The organism is Arthrobacter sp. JDC6, from assembly GCF_056484025.1.
In genome coordinates this window covers 3,380,484-3,398,876 of sequence record NZ_CM151278.1, presented here as the reverse complement: position 1 = coordinate 3,398,876, position 18,393 = coordinate 3,380,484, and the positions used below count along the sequence as shown (strand labels likewise).

General features: G+C 67.0%; 18 protein-coding genes. 11 read left to right on the top strand and 7 right to left on the bottom strand.

Annotation, left to right across the window (positions count from 1 at the left end):
- The gene (locus tag ACV095_RS15730) at nt 1-489 is read right to left on the bottom strand and encodes an SRPBCC family protein (RefSeq protein ID WP_134165534.1); all 489 of its coding nucleotides are present in this window, start codon (nt 487-489) and stop codon (nt 1-3) included.
- A gap of 262 nt (nt 490-751) precedes the next feature.
- Here ACV095_RS15730 and ACV095_RS15725 point away from each other — a divergent pair, with 262 nt between their 5' ends.
- Nucleotides 752-2,137, top strand: a complete 1,386-nt coding sequence (locus tag ACV095_RS15725; RefSeq protein WP_478222257.1) for an OFA family MFS transporter — start codon at nt 752-754, stop codon at nt 2,135-2,137.
- A 1-nt stretch (nt 2,138) separates the two neighbouring features.
- Entirely contained in the window at nt 2,139-2,285 is a 147-nt protein-coding gene (locus ACV095_RS15720) for an MFS transporter small subunit (RefSeq protein WP_200830938.1), read from the top strand.
- A 135-nt stretch (nt 2,286-2,420) separates the two neighbouring features.
- On the opposite strand, the gene ACV095_RS15715 is transcribed toward ACV095_RS15720, so the two are convergent.
- Nucleotides 2,421-2,852, bottom strand: a complete 432-nt coding sequence (locus ACV095_RS15715) for a DUF2177 family protein (RefSeq protein WP_056393244.1) — start codon at nt 2,850-2,852, stop codon at nt 2,421-2,423.
- Nucleotides 2,853-3,067: 215 nt separating this feature from the next.
- On the opposite strand from ACV095_RS15715, the gene ACV095_RS15710 reads away from it, so the two are divergent.
- The 3 genes from ACV095_RS15710 to ACV095_RS15700 all read left to right on the top strand — a co-directional run bounded on the left by ACV095_RS15710 (nt 3,068) and on the right by ACV095_RS15700 (nt 7,196).
- Nucleotides 3,068-3,937 carry a DUF1295 domain-containing protein gene (locus ACV095_RS15710; protein WP_478222256.1) on the top strand — a complete coding sequence of 290 codons (870 nt, stop codon included), beginning with the start codon at nt 3,068-3,070 and terminating at the stop codon, nt 3,935-3,937.
- 305 nt (nt 3,938-4,242) lie between these two features.
- Nucleotides 4,243-5,325 carry a hypothetical protein gene (locus ACV095_RS15705; RefSeq protein ID WP_478222255.1) on the top strand — a complete coding sequence of 361 codons (1,083 nt, stop codon included), beginning with the start codon at nt 4,243-4,245 and terminating at the stop codon, nt 5,323-5,325.
- Nucleotides 5,322-7,196 carry a metallophosphoesterase family protein gene (locus ACV095_RS15700; RefSeq protein ID WP_478222254.1) on the top strand — a complete coding sequence of 625 codons (1,875 nt, stop codon included), beginning with the start codon at nt 5,322-5,324 and terminating at the stop codon, nt 7,194-7,196. The genes ACV095_RS15705 and ACV095_RS15700 overlap by 4 nt, the downstream gene beginning before the upstream one ends.
- 29 nt (nt 7,197-7,225) lie before the next feature.
- Here ACV095_RS15700 and ACV095_RS15695 read toward each other — a convergent pair whose 3' ends face one another.
- Nucleotides 7,226-7,981, bottom strand: coding sequence for a YoaK family protein (locus ACV095_RS15695; RefSeq protein WP_056393567.1), 756 nt, complete (start codon nt 7,979-7,981; stop codon nt 7,226-7,228).
- 268 nt (nt 7,982-8,249) lie between these two features.
- Here ACV095_RS15695 and ACV095_RS15690 point away from each other — a divergent pair, with 268 nt between their 5' ends.
- Nucleotides 8,250-9,104 (top strand): GmrSD restriction endonuclease domain-containing protein, encoded by an 855-nt coding sequence (locus tag ACV095_RS15690; RefSeq protein ID WP_478222253.1) that lies wholly within the window; start codon nt 8,250-8,252, stop codon nt 9,102-9,104.
- 9 nt (nt 9,105-9,113) lie between these two features.
- Here the strand turns inward: ACV095_RS15690 and ACV095_RS15685 are convergent, their stop codons facing one another.
- Nucleotides 9,114-9,584 carry a hypothetical protein gene (locus ACV095_RS15685; protein ID WP_224084306.1) on the bottom strand — a complete coding sequence of 157 codons (471 nt, stop codon included), beginning with the start codon at nt 9,582-9,584 and terminating at the stop codon, nt 9,114-9,116.
- 98 nt (nt 9,585-9,682) lie between these two features.
- On the opposite strand from ACV095_RS15685, the gene ACV095_RS15680 reads away from it, so the two are divergent.
- Nucleotides 9,683-9,949 carry a hypothetical protein gene (locus ACV095_RS15680; protein ID WP_268002701.1) on the top strand — a complete coding sequence of 89 codons (267 nt, stop codon included), beginning with the start codon at nt 9,683-9,685 and terminating at the stop codon, nt 9,947-9,949.
- A 9-nt stretch (nt 9,950-9,958) separates the two neighbouring features.
- Nucleotides 9,959-10,855: a diacylglycerol/lipid kinase family protein gene (locus tag ACV095_RS15675; RefSeq protein ID WP_478222252.1), complete on the top strand. Its 897-nt coding sequence runs from the start codon at nt 9,959-9,961 to the stop codon at nt 10,853-10,855.
- 45 nt (nt 10,856-10,900) lie between these two features.
- Here ACV095_RS15675 and ACV095_RS15670 read toward each other — a convergent pair whose 3' ends face one another.
- On the bottom strand, nt 10,901-11,167 hold the full coding sequence (locus tag ACV095_RS15670) for a hypothetical protein (protein ID WP_018770524.1): 267 nt from the start codon (nt 11,165-11,167) through the stop codon (nt 10,901-10,903).
- 209 nt (nt 11,168-11,376) lie between these two features.
- A complete protein-coding gene (locus ACV095_RS15665; RefSeq protein ID WP_478222251.1) occupies nt 11,377-14,022 on the bottom strand; it encodes a PEP/pyruvate-binding domain-containing protein in 2,646 nt (881 codons plus the stop codon).
- A 311-nt stretch (nt 14,023-14,333) separates the two neighbouring features.
- Here ACV095_RS15665 and ACV095_RS15660 point away from each other — a divergent pair, with 311 nt between their 5' ends.
- Nucleotides 14,334-14,654 carry a GYD domain-containing protein gene (locus ACV095_RS15660; protein ID WP_018770522.1) on the top strand — a complete coding sequence of 107 codons (321 nt, stop codon included), beginning with the start codon at nt 14,334-14,336 and terminating at the stop codon, nt 14,652-14,654.
- Between the two features lie 86 nt (nt 14,655-14,740).
- Here ACV095_RS15660 and ACV095_RS15655 read toward each other — a convergent pair whose 3' ends face one another.
- Nucleotides 14,741-15,208, bottom strand: a complete 468-nt coding sequence (locus tag ACV095_RS15655; RefSeq protein WP_478222250.1) for a hypothetical protein — start codon at nt 15,206-15,208, stop codon at nt 14,741-14,743.
- Between the two features lie 170 nt (nt 15,209-15,378).
- On the opposite strand from ACV095_RS15655, the gene ACV095_RS15650 reads away from it, so the two are divergent.
- Complete coding sequence (locus tag ACV095_RS15650) at nt 15,379-16,644, top strand: Vgb family protein (protein WP_478222249.1); 1,266 nt, start codon at nt 15,379-15,381, stop codon at nt 16,642-16,644.
- A gap of 428 nt (nt 16,645-17,072) precedes the next feature.
- The gene (locus tag ACV095_RS15645; protein WP_478222248.1) at nt 17,073-18,134 is read left to right on the top strand and encodes a LacI family DNA-binding transcriptional regulator; all 1,062 of its coding nucleotides are present in this window, start codon (nt 17,073-17,075) and stop codon (nt 18,132-18,134) included.
- The last annotated feature ends 259 nt before the right edge of the window (nt 18,135-18,393 follow it).

Genomic DNA, 18,393 nt, shown 5'->3' with positions numbered 1-18,393 from the left:
TCACCGGGTGTTGTCCCGGCTGCCGGCGGCACCGGAGCGGCCGACGCTCCCGGCGGCACGAGCCAGCTTTTCGAACGAATCGCTCCACCCGTTCCGGTGCAGTTCCAGCCGCTCCTCCGTGAGGAACGGTCCCTGCGAGAGCACCACCCGGGTTCCGGTTCCGGTGCCGGCGAGGGAGAGGTCCACGACGGTCTCGGTGTCGTCCGGCGCCGGTTCCTCCCAGGCGAAGGTGTAGACCAGGCGCCAGGGCGGATCGATCTCCAGGAACTTTCCTGAGAGGTGGAACGGTTCGCCCTCCGGCGGGGCCATGCGGAACCGGTAGCGCCCGCCCGCCACCAGGTTGATGTCCACTTCGGGGATACTGAAGCCGTGCGGGCCCCACCACTCGGCAAGCCGGGCAGGTTCCGTCAGCAGCAGGAACGTTGTCTCCGGCGGGGACGGGACCGTGCACTCCAGGTTCAGGACCAGCGCGGCTGGTTGCTCACTCATCGTCCCACTCTGCCATCCGCCGCGGCGGGCGGAAAGCAAGGCGCTGCGTGTGCGTGCCCGATGGGCTGTGCAGGGCTGACAGGGGAGTGCCTCAGCCAACCAAGCCGCTCGCCGCGCAATTCCTGCCGCTCGGCGCGCCAATAGTACGTTTGCTGATGATTTGCATGATGATAGCCCAAGGCAAAGGGCCCGGGTTCAACAAGGCCTTTCGCCTCTGGATCGATCAGACATCGACGTCATCGACAAGCAAAGGGAATCAACCATGGGCTTCCTGGACCGTGACCACTCCATCGCCCCGCCGGGCTTCAACCGCTGGCTGGTCCCGCCCGCGGCGCTCGCCGTCCATCTGTGCATCGGCCAGGCGTACGCCACCAGCGTCTACAAGACGGCGCTGGTCAAGCACTTCGGGGCCAGCCTGACCGAGATCGGCGTCATCTTCTCCATCGCCATCGTGATGCTGGGCCTTTCCGCCGCTGTCATGGGCACCTGGGTTGACACCAACGGCCCGCGCAAGGCGATGTTCACCTCCGCGATATTCTGGGCCGGCGGCTTCCTGATCGGCTCGGTGGGTATCTTCACGCACCAGCTGTGGCTCGTCTACCTTGGGTACGGGTTCGTGGGCGGCATCGGGCTGGGCATCGGCTACATCTCTCCGGTGTCCACATTGATCAAGTGGTTCCCGGACCGCCCCGGCCTGGCCACCGGCATGGCGATCATGGGCTTCGGCGGCGGCGCGCTGATCGCCAGCCCCGTGTCCCAGGCCCTGCTGAAGGCGTACGATCCGAACTCCGGCGCCCAGGGCTGGGTGGCCAGCGGCGATGCCGTGGGCAAGCTCTTCCTGACCCTCGCCGTCGTCTATCTCGCCTACATGCTGTTCGGCGCCTTCACCGTCCGGGTGCCCGCCGACGGGTGGCGCCCCGCAGGGTTCGACCCCGCCAAGGTCAAGGCGGCCAAGCTCGTCACCACGGAGAACGTGTCGGCGAAAAACGCCATCAAGACCCGGCAGTTCTGGCTGGTATGGGTGGCGCTGTTCTGCAACGTCACGGCCGGCATCGGCATCCTGGAGCAGGCGGCGCCCATGATCCAGGACTTCTTCCGGCAGTCCGACGGAAAGTCCCTGGTCAGTGCGAGCGTTGCTGCGGGCTTTGTGGGGCTGCTGTCCATCGGCAACATGTCGGGCCGCTTCGCCTGGTCCGCCACCTCCGACGTCACGGGGCGCAAGCGCATCTACATGGTGTACCTGGGCGTAGGTGCCGTGCTGTATACGGTGCTGGCGTTGGCCGGATCCACCGCCACCGCCCTTTACGTGGTGCTTGCCTTCGTCATCATCTCCTTCTACGGCGGCGGGTTTGCCACCGTCCCGGCGTACCTGCGGGACCTCTTCGGGACGTACCAGGTAGGCGCCATCCACGGCCGGCTGCTCACCGCCTGGTCCGCGGCCGGGGTGGCCGGGCCGCTGATCGTCAACAGCATCCTGGACGCGCAGGGCAAGCCCGGGCAGCTGAATGCCGCGTCCTACCAGCCCGCGCTGCTGACCATGGTGGCCCTGCTGGTCATCGGGTTCGTGGCCAACCTGCTGGTCAAGCCCGTCGACGCACGGTTCCACGAACGCCGCACCGAGCGGCACGAATCTTCCCTGGAGGCATGAAATGAGCAGCACAGCACACAACCACGGCGCGCATCAGCCGGTCCACCGGTCCACCGGCAGGCTGGTACTGGCTTGGGTTTTGGTGGGAATCCCGCTGGCCTTTGGGGTCTTCCAAACGCTGACCCAGGTGGCGGCGCTGTTCGGGTAGCCGCCCGGGCTGGGCCAGCGTTGGGCCGTGCATCACAGTGGCCCAGTTTTGGTCGGCAAGCGACGGCAGCCGCCCGCGATACTCAGGGTTTCACCATGAAAACTGGGCCACTCTGGGCGCGCATCACGGCAGGCGTCAGGCCGTGGCAGGGTTGGTGAGCCGGCTGCGCAGCACCGTTGCGGTCAGCCACGTGACCACGCTGCAGGCCGCGGCTCCCCACAGGATGTCCGTCACGGCCACCAGGGCAGTGAAATCCTTCAGCACAGCGAACCCGGTCAGCGCCCATGTGGCGTAGGTGAAGAACCCAAAGAGGGCAGCGCCGCCCACCCGCTGCCGCAGGCTGATGCCGGGGGTGTTGGGCCGGACGCCGTAGTGCACCATCCCCGCCACGAAGATGACATAGAAGAGGACAGCGCCGGGCAGATTGGCCCTGGGCGCCAGCAGGTGGCCGATCTGGCTCTGGTACAGCGGGTTGGCCACCAGGAGGATCCACACCACATCCAGCACCGCGAATATCAGTGCGCTGACAACGTACGTGATCAGCCAGTTCCTGGTGCGGGGGCCCATGCTTTGACTCCTTGTGTCGGTGACGGTTGCAGAAGCTGTTCGGCGCCGTGGCAAGGGATGGACTGGTCAAACGTGCGGGCCACCCATAGAAGCCCCCCGCCGCTCCGAAGACCAAGTGGCAGGCGCCGTGCGTTGTGGAGAATGAAGGTGGCCGCATGATCGTTGGGACCGGCCGTGCAGCAGAGCGCGGCGGGCCAGGGGAAAGGAACGTGTCCGTGAATGAAAAGAGCCGCAAGGCACTCATCAGCACCGTAATTGCCGTGGTGGTGGCGGTGCTCATTGCCCTGGCCGGCAGCCAGGGCGGCTCCCGGATTGGCGGGTTCCCGGTGTTCGCGCTGGGGGTTGCCATCGCGTTCGTGATCCAGTGGCTGGTGTTCATCCCGTCCTACAGGGCGCAGACAGAAAAGTTCTACGACCTTACCGGCGCCCTGACCTACATCTCCATCACGGTGTTCCTGGTCCTGGCCTCCCCGGGCGTGGACGCGCGGGGCATGGTGCTGGCGGCCATGGTGGTGCTGTGGGCCGCGCGGCTGGGCAGTTTCCTGTTTATGCGGATCAGCAAGCACGGCAAGGACGACCGCTTCGATGAGCTCAAGCCGGACTTCTTCCGTTTCCTGAACACCTGGACCATCCAGGGCCTGTGGGTGGTACTCACCGCGGCGCTGGCCTGGGTGGCCATCACGTCCGACCAGAAGATGGGCCTGGACGGGTTCTTTTGGGTGGGCCTGCTGGTATGGGCCGCAGGGATCGCCATCGAGACCGTGGCTGACCTCCAGAAGACCCGCTTCAAGGACGACCCCGCCAACAAGGGCCGCTTCATCAGCACCGGACTGTGGTCCAGGTCCCGCCACCCCAACTACTTCGGCGAGATCACGCTCTGGGTGGGCGTGGCCATCATCGCCCTGCCCGTCCTGCAGGGCTGGCAGTGGGCGGCCCTAATCTCCCCGGTTTTCGTGGCCCTGCTGCTGATCAAGGGCAGCGGCGTGCCGCCCCTGGAGAAGAAGGCGGACCAGAAGTGGGGCGGCCAGGCGGACTATGAGGAGTACAAGAAGAACACGCCCGTGCTGGTCCCCAAGCTCAAATAGGGGCTTTGGGCAGGACGTATGACGGCGGCACCCGGGTTGGGTGCCGCCGTCGCGGCTTGGAAGGGCGGTTCGCTCCAAGCAAGTAGCCCCTAACCTCCGATCCGAGTACCCCCTTACCCGTGCCCGGCGGGGGGTGGCAACGTAGTCTCGAAAGACAGTGCGGTTATGCAGAGGCCTCTTGCGCTGCACGTTGCTGGGGACGTGGGGTTCTACTCCGGGGAGCGACATTGTCAAAGCATAGGAATTTCAACAGGGGTCTACCGGGCAGCGGAGGCAGGCCTCCCTGGCTCAACAGGCCGAAGGACATGAAACCCGGGGCGGTGCTGACGGCGCTCCTGCTTGCGGCCGAGGGCGGCATGGTCATGGTGCCGGTTGCCGCGACAGCCGCTGGCGCGCAATTGCCCGCTGCCACAAACTGTTCGGCCACCCTGCTCCCGGGCATCGGCGGCCAGGGCAGCAACGCAGTGGCGTCGAGCAGCAACGGCCTGGTGGTAGGCCTCGCCGATACTGCCTCCGGAGGATCCGCGCCGGTGCTCTGGCGCGATGGCCAGCCCACCCAGTTGGCGATTCCACTCGATGCCGCAGTCCCCACCTCCGTAAACAAGGACGGAGTAGTCGTCGGCACGGGATATGACACGGCCAATGAGGTCCTGGTCGGCTGGTGGTGGCAGAACGGTGTCTATCACACCCTTCCCGTCAACCCGGGTGACATCGCGCTCCCGTCGATGGTCTCGGACAGCGGCGTCGTGGTCGGTGCGCTGATCAACGACGAGGAGCACTCGGACGGCCCGGGCGCGGATGACGACGAGCGTCCCGCTGTCTGGTCCACGCTGACCACGGCACCCCGGGCGCTCACCCTGCCCGCCGGTGCACAAGGTGGGCATGCTTTCGCGATCGGTCCGGACGGCACGATCGGCGGGGTGGCCCTCGACAGCGGCGGCACGCCGGTCCTGTGGTCGCCGGCCGGTACCCCGACGTCCCTTCCGACCCTTAGCGGGCGCGGCGGCGTGGTCCTTGCCATCGACTCGACGGGGCAGGCGATCGGCCAGAGCGCCGTCAATGAGGGAACCCACGCTGCCACCTGGGACAAGTCCGGCTCCGTCAGCGATGCAGGCGCGGCAGCCGGCCCCTCCTCGAGTGCGGCATCGGGCGTTCCGGGCATCGCGGTGGGAACCGGCAGTTCGTCGTCCTTCCGCGGGGACCGCCCCCAAGCGGTGATGTGGATCGGCAAGAGCGCACGGATCCTGCCGCCAGGCTCTGACGGCCAGTTCACCGGAGTGTCCGGGGCGGCCACGTCGGCCTCACGGCAGGCCGGCCCCACCGTTATCACCGGGTACTCCGCCGCAGCCAACGGACTGCGCCGCGCTACTGTTTGGAGCTGCAAGTGAACGCCCGCAGGCGCATGCGCCACCCACTGCGCTTGGCGCTGGCAGTCCTTCTCGGCACTGCCCTCGTCCTTGCGAATGTCTCCTTCCTTGCCACATCTTGGAACCCGCAGGCCACCGCGGCCACCACCGTGAGCCTGGGGTTCGCCGGTGACACCGGCGGCAACACGAACACCGGCAAGGTGATCGATGCGGCACGCAACGCCGGGACCTCCGCCATGTTCAACCTCGGCGACCTGTCCTACTCCCAGATCACCCCGGAGTCTGCCTGGTGTTCATTCGTCAAGCAGCATGCCGGGACCATGCCCTATGAGTTCATCACCGGGAACCACGAGGACAACGGGCCCGACGGCGTCTGGTCCAACTTCGCCTCGTGCCTGCCGGACAAGCTCGGCGCGGTGGGGAATTACGCCCAGCAGTTCTACACGGACTATCCGGCAACCAGCCCCCTGGTCCGGCTGATCATGGTGTCCCCGAAGCTGACGTACAGCGGAAGCGGCCTCGACTGGTCCTACAAGTCCGGGACGCAGGGCTACAAATTCGTGACGTCGGCCATCGACTCGGCCCGTGCTGCCGGGATCCCCTTCATCATCGTTGGCATGCACATGTACTGCCTGTCGATGGTGAACTACCCCTGTGCCGCCAGTCCTGACCTGATGAACATGCTGGTGTCCAAGAAGGTGGATCTGTACCTGCAGGCCCACGACCATGCCTACGCTCGCAGCTACCCGCTGGCGCTCAAGGGCAGCTGCACGTCGATCCCCGTCACCAGCTTCAATCCCGACTGTGTGGCCGACACCGATCCGACGGGGCAGTTCGCCGCCGGTACCGGGACCATCCTGGCCACAGTTGGTTCGGGCGGCAGGTCGCTCAACAGTGAGAGCAACACGACGACGGCTCCGTACTTCCAGCGGTTCATGGGCAGCAACAACAATCCAACGTATGGCTTCCTGAAGGTGTCGGTGACCAGCACCACCCTGAGCGGGTCATTCGTCGGCGCCTCGGGCGGGACGTTCACCGACAATTTCTCGGTCACCCGGCCTGCCCCTTCACCAAGCCCGACGCCGACAGCGACTGCGACGCCGACCGCTACGGCGACAGCGACTGCAACTGCCACGCCAACGCCTACCCCGACTCCAACTCCAACGCCAACACCGACTCCCACGCCGACGCCCACGACGACGACGCCCCCGGCGACAGCCGTCTCGGTCCGGTCGACGGCCACGGGATCGGGTGAACTGACGGCGGCCGGGTCCTATACGCCGTCCCTGCCGGCAGGCTGGCAGCCTGGCGACACGGTATTCCTGTACTCGCAGGTAACCGTGTCCGGGTCCGCGAACACCACCGCTCCGGCGGGGTGGACGCGGGCAGTGGGCGATTTCACCAGCGCCAGCTCCGCCTCGGCGCACCAGGCAGTCTGGTACCGGGTGATGCAGTCTGGTGACACCGCGCCGAGCGTACCTGAGCCCGCCTCCCGGTATGCCTGGTCCACTGTTGCCGTCCAGGGCGCAAACACCACAACGCCGCTGGACGTCACACCCACCACGGACACCAACAGCGGGGTGGCCTACCCGGATGTCCGGGCGCCGTCCATCACGCCGGTAACACCGGGGTCGCTGTTGTTGACCGCCCACGGCGTCAGGAACGGCACCAACTCGGCCACCACGTCCTTTACGCCACCGGCAGGGACCACCGAGCTGGGTGATGCCACCTCCAATATCGCGGCCAAGTCGAACGCGGCCATTGAGGTCAACGCCCTTCCGCTGACCGATACGTCCGCCACCGGCACGAAGGCCGCCACGGCATCCTCAAGCCTGGGCACGCTCATCAACCAGTGCGGCTCGGCCATCGTGGTGCGGCCGGCGGGTCCGTGAGCGGGAGCCAATGATGATGCAGCGGAAGCCTACGTAGCCGTCTCCGGAGGGCTTTCGACGGCGGCACCCGGCCCGGGTGCCGCCGTCGCCGTGTCTGCGCCGTACTTGTGCACGCCTGTCCGGCCCAGCAGGGCGACGCCGAGGGTGAGGAGTGCGGTCAGCAGGACCCCGAGCCCCAGGTGGAGCTGCACGAACCCGGCGCCCACCGCTGCGCCGGCCATGATGAGCCCGATCGCCGCGAGCCGCCGTCCCCAGAACGGGTGCGTGCCGGCGCCAAAGCGGGAGTCGGCCGCCAGGCCCGTGATGGTGGAAGTGACCACCACGGTGGGGACATCCTTGACGTTGAGGTGCCGCGCGGTGGCGGCCTGCACACCCATGGTCACCGCCAGGGTGCCGGTGATGGCAACGGTCAGGGCTTCATTGTGCCTGGGGTGCACGCCGCTGAGGAGGAGGGTGGCCACAACAGCCATCACAGCGCTGACGCCCACCAGCAGCCCGGTGGTGCGGCGGTTCCACCCTGACGTGGTGGGCCGCAGCGCCCGGCCGGAGATGACGGCGCCGGTCATGAATCCCGTGAGCGCCACGATGGGGCCAAGGATCGGGAGGTTGTCCCCGCCCAGCAGCGCCATGCCCAGGATCACCACGTTGCCGGTCATGTTCGCCGTGAACACCCGGTCCAGGCCCAGATAACCGACGGCGTCGAGCACCCCGGTGGAAAACGTGAGGACCAGCATGAGCACCAGGTGCAGCCTGGCCGGATGGGTGGGGAGGAAGCGGGCGGGCATGCGCATACCTTTCGGCAGTCCTGGTGGCGGGACGCGGATTGTGCCCAGCAGGGGCGACTGTTCCAGTATGCGCCGGAGCCTTGCCGGCCGGGGAAACGCGGGAAGAGGGAGCAGCCGCAGGGTTGGCGCAGGAGTCGGGAAGGATTGGCCCAGTTGGTCCCCAACCGGCCGTTATGGCAGGTGCCGGCCGCTAGGCTCGTCCGTGGCGCCAGCGGTCTTGGGGGAGCTGGCGCCGTCAACTCTTGCTGCGCACAACCTGGGGAACTGCATGTCCAGCTTCACGTCCTTGCCCGAAACAACGCCCGCGCCAGGCACGCGCTGGACGGCCGCCGTCGTCCTTTCCGCGTTGTTGGCGCTCTTCACTCCAAGCCTGCCGGCGGTTGCTGCCGACGGCAGCACGGTCGCCGTCAATGCAGCCGATGTGCTGGAGACCCTCCCGGTCAAGGGCCGGGCGCCGAAGACGGGGTACGAGCGGTCGCTGTTCGGCTCGACGTGGGCGGACGTGGACCAGAACGGCTGCGACACCCGCAACGACATCCTGCGGCGCGACCTCACCGAGGTCACCTACGCCGGCAGCGTCCCCTGCACGGTCAAGACCGGGGTGCTGGTGGACCCCTACACCGGAACGGTCATCAACTTCGTCCGCGGCACCACCACCAGCAGCGCCGTGCAGATCGACCACGTGGTGGCGCTCAGCGATGCCTGGCAGAAGGGCGCGCAGCAGCTGACCACCGAGCAGCGGACGGCGTTAGCGAATGATCCGATGAACCTGCAGGCAACGGACGGACCCACCAACCAGCAAAAGGGCGACGGCGACGCGGCCACCTGGTTGCCGCCGGCCAAGGCCTTCCGATGTGAGTATGTGGCCCGGCAGGTGTCGGTGAAGGCGCGGTACAGCCTGTGGGTGACGCAGGCGGAGCACGACGCGATCGCCGGCATCCTGGCAAGCTGCCCCGGGCAGCTGGCACCGGCGACTGTGGCGCCCGCCGCCGCTACGGCTGTTGTGTACTACGCGAACTGCGCCGAGGCGGTGGCTGCCGGAGCCGCGCCGCTGTATGCCGGCACTGCCGGCTACCGGGCCGGGCTGGACGGCGACGGCGACGGGGTGGCCTGCGAAGGGTAGCCGCGGGACTTAGCGCCCGGGGAAGGGAGCGGGCCCCGTTTCCGGTGGCCTGCCGTTTTGCATACCGGCCCCCGCAATGAGCGCGCCGGCAACCAGGAGGACCAGCGGCGTCTGGAAGACAGAGCCCAGGATGGACAGCCCTGAATCCGCGATGGGCCTGGACGCCGCGACGAGGCATGCCACGTCCATCGCCAGGGCCACCACATAGCCGGCGACGAAACAGACCACCGCCGCGCGAGGCCTGTAGTTCCTGGTGGCGGCCCGCACCGCGGCGTCGTAGACCCGGTACTTGAGTCCGATGAAAAGGGGAGTGAACGTCAGGATGTACAGGACATCCACTTCTTCCGGAAATTTGAAGAGAGGAACGTTTGCGTTGCCGTGGTAGACGCCGTCGGAGAAGAACCACAGGGCGCCCACGTGGATCAAAATCAGCAGGACCGAGACCAGTCCGTACCGCAGCCACGCCCCGCGCCTGGTCATTCCCATCGCCATGGACCAGTATGGCATCGGCCGTAAAGGGATTTTCAAGGAATCTGCGGCAAACTTGAGACTGCTCCCACGAACGAAAGCAGACCCAATTGATTACCCTCCAGCAGGATGCAGACGGCTTCATCCGGATGAACCGGCACTACCCGGCCAGCGTCCGGATCCGGATCGCTTTCACCGACGGCAGTACCGGTGAGTTCTCCGGCCGGACCCTGAACAACGCTTACGACGCCGCGCTCGCGGAATTCCGCGCCAAAAACGGGCTGGATGCGCGCGGCTACTCCCGGACCACCGCGGGCCGGACCAACTCCGGCAACAGCGTTGACTACGTTCCCGTCCACCCCGGGATGGGGGAGTAGCGGGACGCCATGGCCGATGACGGAGCCCCCGCGGCCCTCTTTGACCGCGCCGTTGTGATCTTCAATCCGGGCAGGGCCGGGATGGACGCGCGGATCGAGGCGTTGCATCAGGACCTGGCCGCCGACCTGCCGGGCCTGCGGGTTGAGCTGCTGCCCACGGAGTATGCGGGGCACGCCCGCGTGCTTGCGCGGACCGAGGCTGGGCGGGGTGCGCCACTCATCGTGTCCGTCAGCGGCGACGGCGGGTACAACGAGGTGGTCAACGGCGTGATGGACGTTCCCGGCAGCAAAGCCGTGTGCACCGTGATTCCTGCAGGCAACGCCAACGACCATTACCGGAGCCTGCCCGCCCGGACCCTCAGCCAGGCAATCCGGGAGAAAGCGGTCCGGCCCATCGACCTGCTGCGCGTCACGTTCCGCAGCGGCGGCCGGGAGGAGGTCCTGTACGCGCATTCCTACGTGGGTTTCGGGCTGACGCCCTTGATGGCCATCGGCATCGAAAAGGGCGGCAAGGGAAAAGTCCTGGAACTGGTTTCCGTTGCCCGCACGCTCCGGAACCTGAGGCCGTTCGAGCTCGTGCGGGATGACGGCGCCACCGCCAGGTTCGACAGCCTGATCCTGGCCAACATCTCGCGGATGGCGAAGTACGGAACGGTCAGTGAGTCGCACTATCCGGACGACGGCCGGTTCGAGGTAGTGACCCTGCCCCACGCCGGGCTGATGAAGATGGCGCTGATGACGCTCCGCGCCGTGACGCTGGGACTGGGGGAGCAGCCCAGCGTCACCAGCTATGCCTTTTCCACGCGGAATGCTGTGCCGTGCCAGATCGACGGCGAGGTGGTCCATATCCAGGCAGGAACGCATGTCCTGGTGGAAAGCGCCAAGGGTGCCCTGGCCACTCTGTGACCGTTCGCCGCAGGACTGCGTCCGTGCCGTACAGGCCGGAAGTGGTTACGGCTGGACGGAGTCGAAGAAGGTGTAACCGGTGTCCGGCTGTCCGTTCGCTGCCTCATGTGATTTCATCCGGATGAAGTCCATGTCCTGCTGGGACAGCGTGGTCTCGCCGTGGACGTCGTCGTTGGCCGCTTCGCCATTGGCCGCACTGATTTCCGCGGAGAGCGTCCGCGGGAGGATCATGCACCCCGGGTTTTCCAGCAGCCACTGCGTTACAGCGGAGGGAAGCTGGTTCCAGTGGTCGCGGATGCGCAGATCTGTCATGGTGTGCCTTTCGTGGCAGTTGCCGGATGCGAGTCGAAGAGAGTGTCGGCTGCTGCCCGGCGGAGGGACCCAAGGGACGTACTGTCGGAGACAGGATGTCCAGTCACGGGTGTCCCGGGTACGTTGAGTGTACGCCCAATAGCGGGCTCCAACGTGCGGGAAGCCCTGGCATTTTCTGGCTGCCAGCGGGGCTGCCATCCGATGCCTGGTCAGGGGCGTTCCATGGTGACCGTACCGGCGTCGCCATCCACGGCGATCCGCTGCCCGCTGCTGAGCCGCTGCGTCGCCACCCCGGTGCCCAGGACCGCCGGGATGCCATACTCGCGGGCCACGATGGAGCTGTGGCTCAGCGGGCCGCCCACGTCGGTCACCACGGCGGACGCCATGGCGAACAGCGGAGTCCACGCGGGAGTAGTAATGCGGGCCACCAGCACCTCGCCGGGCCGCATCTGGCCGAAATCCCCGGGTCCGCGCAGGACGCGCGCCGGTGCGGTGACCTTGCCGGAACTGGCGCCGGCGCCCTTGATCACGTCGCCGGCCTGGTGCTGGGAGCCTGCCGGCATCCACGACCCGAAAGACCGTTCCATCCACTTGCTCTCGGGAAGCATCTGCGGTGCATTCGCCTTCGCCTGGCCCCGCCACAGCATCCGGCGATCCTCGACGGCGGCGGCCCGGACGGGACGGGCAGCTCCGGCAATCACCACGGTGGCCGGAGCCCCGGGCTCGGCGAGACCGAATTCGACGGCGCTCCGCAGCTCCTGGTGCCGGAGCCAGAACACGTCATCCGGCGCCGCGACCACGTGGGAGTCCACCAGGCGCCGGCCGAGTTCCAGCAGCATGCGCCGCATCAGCGGCCAGGCCAGCCCGACGTCGGCCAGCGCGTCTTCGCGTGCGGGTGCCGTTTCCTGGGCCCACTTCAGCAGCCGGTGGAACAGGGCCCGGCGCCGCGGCCCCAGCCGGGCGGCCATCTCCCGGGTCAGTTCCTCCCGGCGTTCGGTGAGCTGCCGCTGCCGCTCGTGCGGGTCCGTGCCCTGCCCGCGCAGGTAGAACTTCACCGTCTCCAGCTGGGCGGACGGGTCGTCGGCCGGCACCGGGGTGGCGAAGTCCAGGTTGTAGACGGCATGCCCGTACAGGTCCAGGTGTTCCTTGAAGGCAAGCCGCCATTCCTGCCACAGGACGTCGTCCACCCCTTCCGGCGCGGCACCGGTGCGCTGGCACCCGGCGAGCTCCGCCGTCGGCCGCTCCAGCAAAGCCGCTGCCAGCGCCGGATCGCTGCGCGCCCAGCCCGCCAGATCGTAGAGGGACTTTTCCGCCCGGATGGGTTCGCTGTCGAAGCCCAGCAGGAACGCCTGGGCCGGGGGATCGCCGTGGCGCCGGACGGCCCTGCCATAGAACGTCCGGAACGAGATCTCGCTCATGGCGGCGAGCGGAATGATGGACTGCACGGCGGTGTAGTACACGGTACCGGCGTCCAGGAGGGCCTGAACGCCCTCCAGCAGCTGCCCGCCGGAGAGCTCCGTTGGCGGTTTCACGGACCAGTCCCTGACCAGCTGCTGGTAGCGCGGGTGCGAATAGTCGCGCCACCCGGCGATGCCCATGTGCGCCTTGCCGCGCAACAGCGAGGCCATCGCCGGCACCGTCCGGCCCGTCATCCGCAGCATGGCCCGGTTGCGGTAGTAGTAATAGGCGTAGCCGTTGATGGTGGGGAACCGCACCTCGCCCTCGCGCAGGGAGTTGATGCCCAGCGCCTGGTTCATCAGGGCGGACAGCGAGCGGGACACCGAGCCGTCAATGAGGTCGGCGAAGAGCGGGGAGAGCGGGTCCGGCATCTGCTCCACGATGCTCGCCCGGAAGTAGAGCCCGTTGGGATAGGGCACGGGCCAGGTCTCGGGGACGTCGGCCGCGGGTTCGGGAAGGGCGGTGATGGGCCGGGACTGCAGCAGGAAGAACCGGCCGCCGGCCCGCGCCCATTCGACGTCCTGCGGAGACCCGAAGTGGTCCGCGATCCGCTGGCCGTAGCGGGCCAGCTCCGCAGCTGCCGCGTCATCCAGGACAGGCGCACGACGGCGGGCTTCCGCCACCGGCTGCTCCCGGGTTCCGTTCTCCACGGGAACCGTCATGACCTCCTTGTCGGCTGTCTGCCGCGAGATGATCCTGCCGGTGGCGGACTCAACCAGCAGGTCATCGGTGTTCACCGTTCCGCTGACCACGGCCTCGCCCAGGCCCCATGCGGCGCTGATCGCCGTCTGGTCGCGCCGGCCGTTGGCGGGGTTGGCGGTGAACATGACGCCGGCGGCGCCGGCTTCCACCATCTGCTGGACGACGACGGCGAGCCGCACCTGCCCGGGCTGCACACCTTCGCGGGCCCGGTAAGCCATGGCGCGGGCCGTCCAGAGGGAGGCCCAGCAGTGGGTCACGGCCTTAGCCAGGGCGTCCTGGCCGCGGATGTTCAGGTAGGTTTCCTGCTGCCCGGCGAAACTGGCCGACGGTAGGTCCTCGGCGGTGGCGGAGGAGCGCACCGACACGGACGTCCCGCTGCCCAGGCGTTGGTAGGCGGTGGCGAGTTCGGTTCTGATGGCCGGTGGCATGGTGCCTTTGCCGAACAGGGCCCGTAGCTGCCCGGAGGCGTGTTCGTAGTCCTCCGGCGAGGCGTCGGGTGGAAGGGAGGCCAGTTCCCGGATGGCCGCATCGAGGTTGTTCCCGGTGACGAATTCCGAGTAGGCGGCGGTGGTGAGGACGAACCCGGGCGGGACCGGCAGGCCGGTCTGGATGAGGCCGCCGAGGCCCACTGCCTTGCCGCCGGCTGTGCCGAGGTCGTCCAGGCCCACGTCGCCCAAGTCTTTGACGTAGGTCATGACTGTGTCCCCCTGCCGCGCATCGCCGTCGGCCGTTTCAGACGGCACACCCGCCTGCGTCCCGGGAGCCGTCCTCCTGCAATTGACATGTTCCAGCCTGTGCCGCGGCGCCGGGAGCCAGCTAGGGCCTAACGGCCTTCCGGAAGCGTCCGCATACCCCTAATCGCGGTGCTGCCACGGCGCCCGCCATTAGGTATCCCGGCATATTGACTGCCTGTAGCCGGAGGCATACTTTCGGCCTTGTCGGGGCCGGACATCCGTAATCCGCGGAATGTGGCGCCGTCGCATGCACATGCCAGGGAGGAAAGACCATGCCGAAGTATTTGTTTGAAGCAACGTACGTGGGCCAGGGGATCAAGGGGCTGATGCAGGAAGGCGGTACCAAGCGGCGTGATGCCCTGGCGGAGGCCTTGAAGTCCGTGGGCGGCTCGCTGGAGAGCTTCTACTACGCGTTTGGCTACTATGACGTCCTTGGCGTGTTCGAGGCGCCGGACGATGCAAGTGCCGCGGCACTGTCGCTGCTGATCAATTCGACCGGGAACGTCAACGTCCGCCTGAAGCCGCTCCTCACCGTGGAAGACCTGGACGAGGCCGCCAAGAAGACGCCGTCGTACCGGGCCCCGGGACAATAGGCGGGTTTGCAGCTTTGCAGTGGGCCGGCGTCGGGGAATTTACGACGGCGGCCCGCCGGCTGGGGCGTTCCACCCGGCGGTGGGCCCTAGGGCAGGGCCGGATGGCGGAAGGAGGGACGCTGGCCGGAGCGGTAGGCGGAGTCGATGATGGGCTCGAGTTCGTCGAGCACGGTGTGGTTTCCGGGGAGAACCACATGGGCCAGGAATTCCGATTCAAGCGTGGCAATGCCGGCTGCCGCCGCCCCGAGTTTGGCGTCGATGGCCAGTGCCAGGGCATGCCAGGATTTGCGGTTGACGCGTTCCAGGACCTTGGCGTTCGCTTCGTGGAGCCGGCTGTCCGCGATGTCCCCGCGGATGGCCATGGCGCCTTCAGACTGCAGCAACTGCATGACGATCCGGAACTGCCTGCCATCGCCCTTGAAGGCGACGGCGCCCAGGCTTCCCCGCTGGCTGAAGATGATGTCCGTTGCCCCGTAGTTCTCGAGCGCCTGCCTGATGTGTTTCCGGGAAACCTCGCTGCTGTAGGAGTCACCCCGGGTGTAAGGACCTGTCATCTTCTAACTATGCGCCCTTTTGCCGGCGTGCGCGTACGCGCACCACGGCAGGCGGGGCTATTCCGCGGTGCCAAAGACTTCTGCGACCGGCGGAGCGCCCACGGTGTGGACCGAAGGTAGGATCGGAGGATTGCCGCGGGGGTCGGCAATACGTTTGGGGGAACACCGTGATGCATCTGCCGCTCCGCCGTGCCGCAGGCGCGGCCCTTTCTGCCGGGACGGCACTGCTGGCCAGCGCCGCGCTCATGCTGGGATCCGCCGTCGTAGCCGCCCCCGCGTCCGCGGCCGATCCGAAGGTGATTGGCGCCGTCGGCCAGCCGCTGGGTATTGCGTCCGGCCCGGACGGCACGCTGTACGTCAGCGACTACAACTGGGCGGGCAGCGTCAACGTCTACAAGCCGGGGGAGACGGTGCCGTCCCGCACCATCACCACCGGGCACTTCCCCACCTCGCTGGCCGTAACGCCGGACGGGACGCTGTACGTGGCGCAGAGCAATGGTGCGCAGCCAGAAATCGGCGTGGTGGCACCGGGCACGGACGAAGTCTCGCTGGTGATGAAGGTTCCTGCCGGCACGCGGTGGCTGGCCGTGGGGCCGGAGGGATCGCTCTACGTGGTCAATTCGGACCAGAACTCGGTGTCGGTGGTGAAGCCGGGCGATGCGTGGGTGCAGCGGATCATCCAGGCCGGGCCGTATCCAGTGAAGGTCGCACTGGCCAAGGACGGGACGGCCTATGCCACCAACCAGCTGGCCGGCACCGTCACCGTGGTTCCGGCCGGTGCGCCGTGGCCGTCGCACACGATTGATGTGGGTGCCAGGGCCGAGCCGCACGGGATCGCCGCAGCGCCGGACGGGACCGTCTATGTGGCCAACATCCTCACCAACGATGTTGCGGTGATCGAGCCCGGCGGCACAACGGTGGAGCGGCGGATTCCCGTGGGCACTGCGCCGCAGGAGGTGCTGGCCGCTGCCGACGGGACCGTGTACGTGACCAACAGCCTGGACGATACCGTGTCCGTCATTCCCGCCGGGGCGGCGGCTGCCGCGCATACCATCGCCACCGGGGACGATCCTGCCCGGATGGTGCAGCGGAGCGACGGGTCCGTGGTGGTGGTCAACAGGAAAGGCAGGTCACTGACAGTGCTCGACGGCGGACCGGCCGGAACCGGAGCGGCGCCCACCACGGGTGGGGGAGAGCCGGCAGCAGCAGCCGACGGCGGCGTGTCAGATGGTGCCGGGTCAGATGGTGCCGGGTCGGAAGGTGCCGGGTCAGAAGGTGCCGACATCGCCCAGGGATCCTTCGATGTGGCAGTTCCGGCCGTCGCCGCCGGAGCGGGCGCTTTGTTCCTGGGCGGCGCCGTCTTGCTTGTTGTGGTGCTGCGCCGCCGCCGGAAGGTCAGCGGGGCTGACGGCGCCGAGGTGTGGGCGCTGGACTAGCCCAAGCCCTCCGGCTGATGCGCCGGGCTGACAGCGTCCGGCTTCTGGTTGCTCTGCGCGTAGTACGACCTCAGGCCATGCTTCACGCCCAGCCGGATGATCCAATACAAAAGAGTTGCGCCAAGTGCCACAGGCACAACCATTACCGCCGAATTCAACAGCATCCAGGCAATATCCACAGTGTCCCCCAATGTGAGTTTCTCCAAGCCTCTCATAGAGCCTGCTTGTATATCGGGGTGAATAACTGCGGGCGCTGCCTTGATGCGATGAGGGCGAGACCGTGGATAACGCGGCTTACTTCGTGCTTCCGGTTTCAGGCTCTGGAAGGCTGGCAGAACACCCACCCAGTTGCTTAGAAACAAATCCATGAAACCGGTGTCAATAGGCGCTGCTACAGCAGGCCGCACATTTTGGGGTAAATTTCTTCAATGGAATCTCGACGTTATGGCAGCGCTACTTTGATGGATGTGGCGCGCTTGGCGGGTGTCTCCCGGTCCACCGCGGCCAGGGCGCTTGGCGGCTATGGCTCGGTGAGCCATGAGCTTCGGTCGATGGTGGCGGCGGCCGCCGAAACGTTGGGCTACCGGGGGAACGCCCTGGCCCGGAGCGTTAGCTCCGGACGCTCGCACACCATTGGGGTAGTCATCAGCGACATCGAGAATCCCCACTTCGCCAAAGCCGTCCGTGGAATGACCGATGCAGCCAAGGCTGCCGGGTTCGACGTCATCCTCGCCAATACTGACGAGAACCTGGAAGCTGAACGGGCGGCCGTCCAGGTCTTCCTGGACAAGCGCGTGGATGGTCTGATCGTTGCCTCCACGAGTCGAAGCGACTCTGCGCATTTGCTGGACGTGGTGCGGATGGGCCGGCCGCTGGTCCTTTTTGACCGGCGTCCGGACAGCGTGGAGGCCGATTGGGTAGGGACTGATTGCTACGCAGATGCCGTGATGATCATGGAGTACCTTATCGACAGGGGTCATCGGAACATCGTCTTCCTTTCGGCCACGACAAAGACGCCCGAGGAGCTGGAATCCGGGCATCCGCTGCCCATCTCGACCATTGCGGACAGGGTGCGTGCCGTTCGCACGGTGGCCAGGGCTGCGGGGATCCGATATGAGTTCATCTCCGACGCAATGTCCCCGGAGCGGGCACATGAGATCGTTGCCTCCCTGCTCCGCCGCCCTGACCGGCCCAGCGCCATCATTGCCTCCTATAGCCGCCTTGCGCTGCCGGCGTTCCAGGCGATCCGTGAGGCAGGCGTGGAAGTTCCCCGGGACATTTCCCTGGTCTGCCTGGACGACGCGGAGTGGATGACCGTCAGCAGCCCCGAGGTAACTGCCGTCTCCTTGCCCGCTTATGAGTTGGGACTGAAAGCGGCCGAGGTCCTGGTTCGCCGGATCGAGCACTCGGGACCAGCCCTGAGGGATCACCTGCTGCCAGCCACGTTCGCGGAGCGTGGCTCCGTGGCGACGATACCCGCGGGCGTGTAACGACAGGGCCGCGGCGGCCTGTCCGCAGCGCTTGGAGTCCTGTTCCTCCAGTGTGCGTCGAGTGCGCCGCCGTGCCCCGCCGACCCGTGACCGGCACTGGGTTTGCGGGGCGCCAGTACCCGACGGCTAGTCAAGATACCGGTGTCTCAGCAACAATGATTTATTGAATGAAACCGGTGTCAAAAGTTCAGTGTCATCTAATTAATAGTTATGAAACAAAGCGGAAATCATTGACAGCTAGGGTTTACCTCAGAAATAC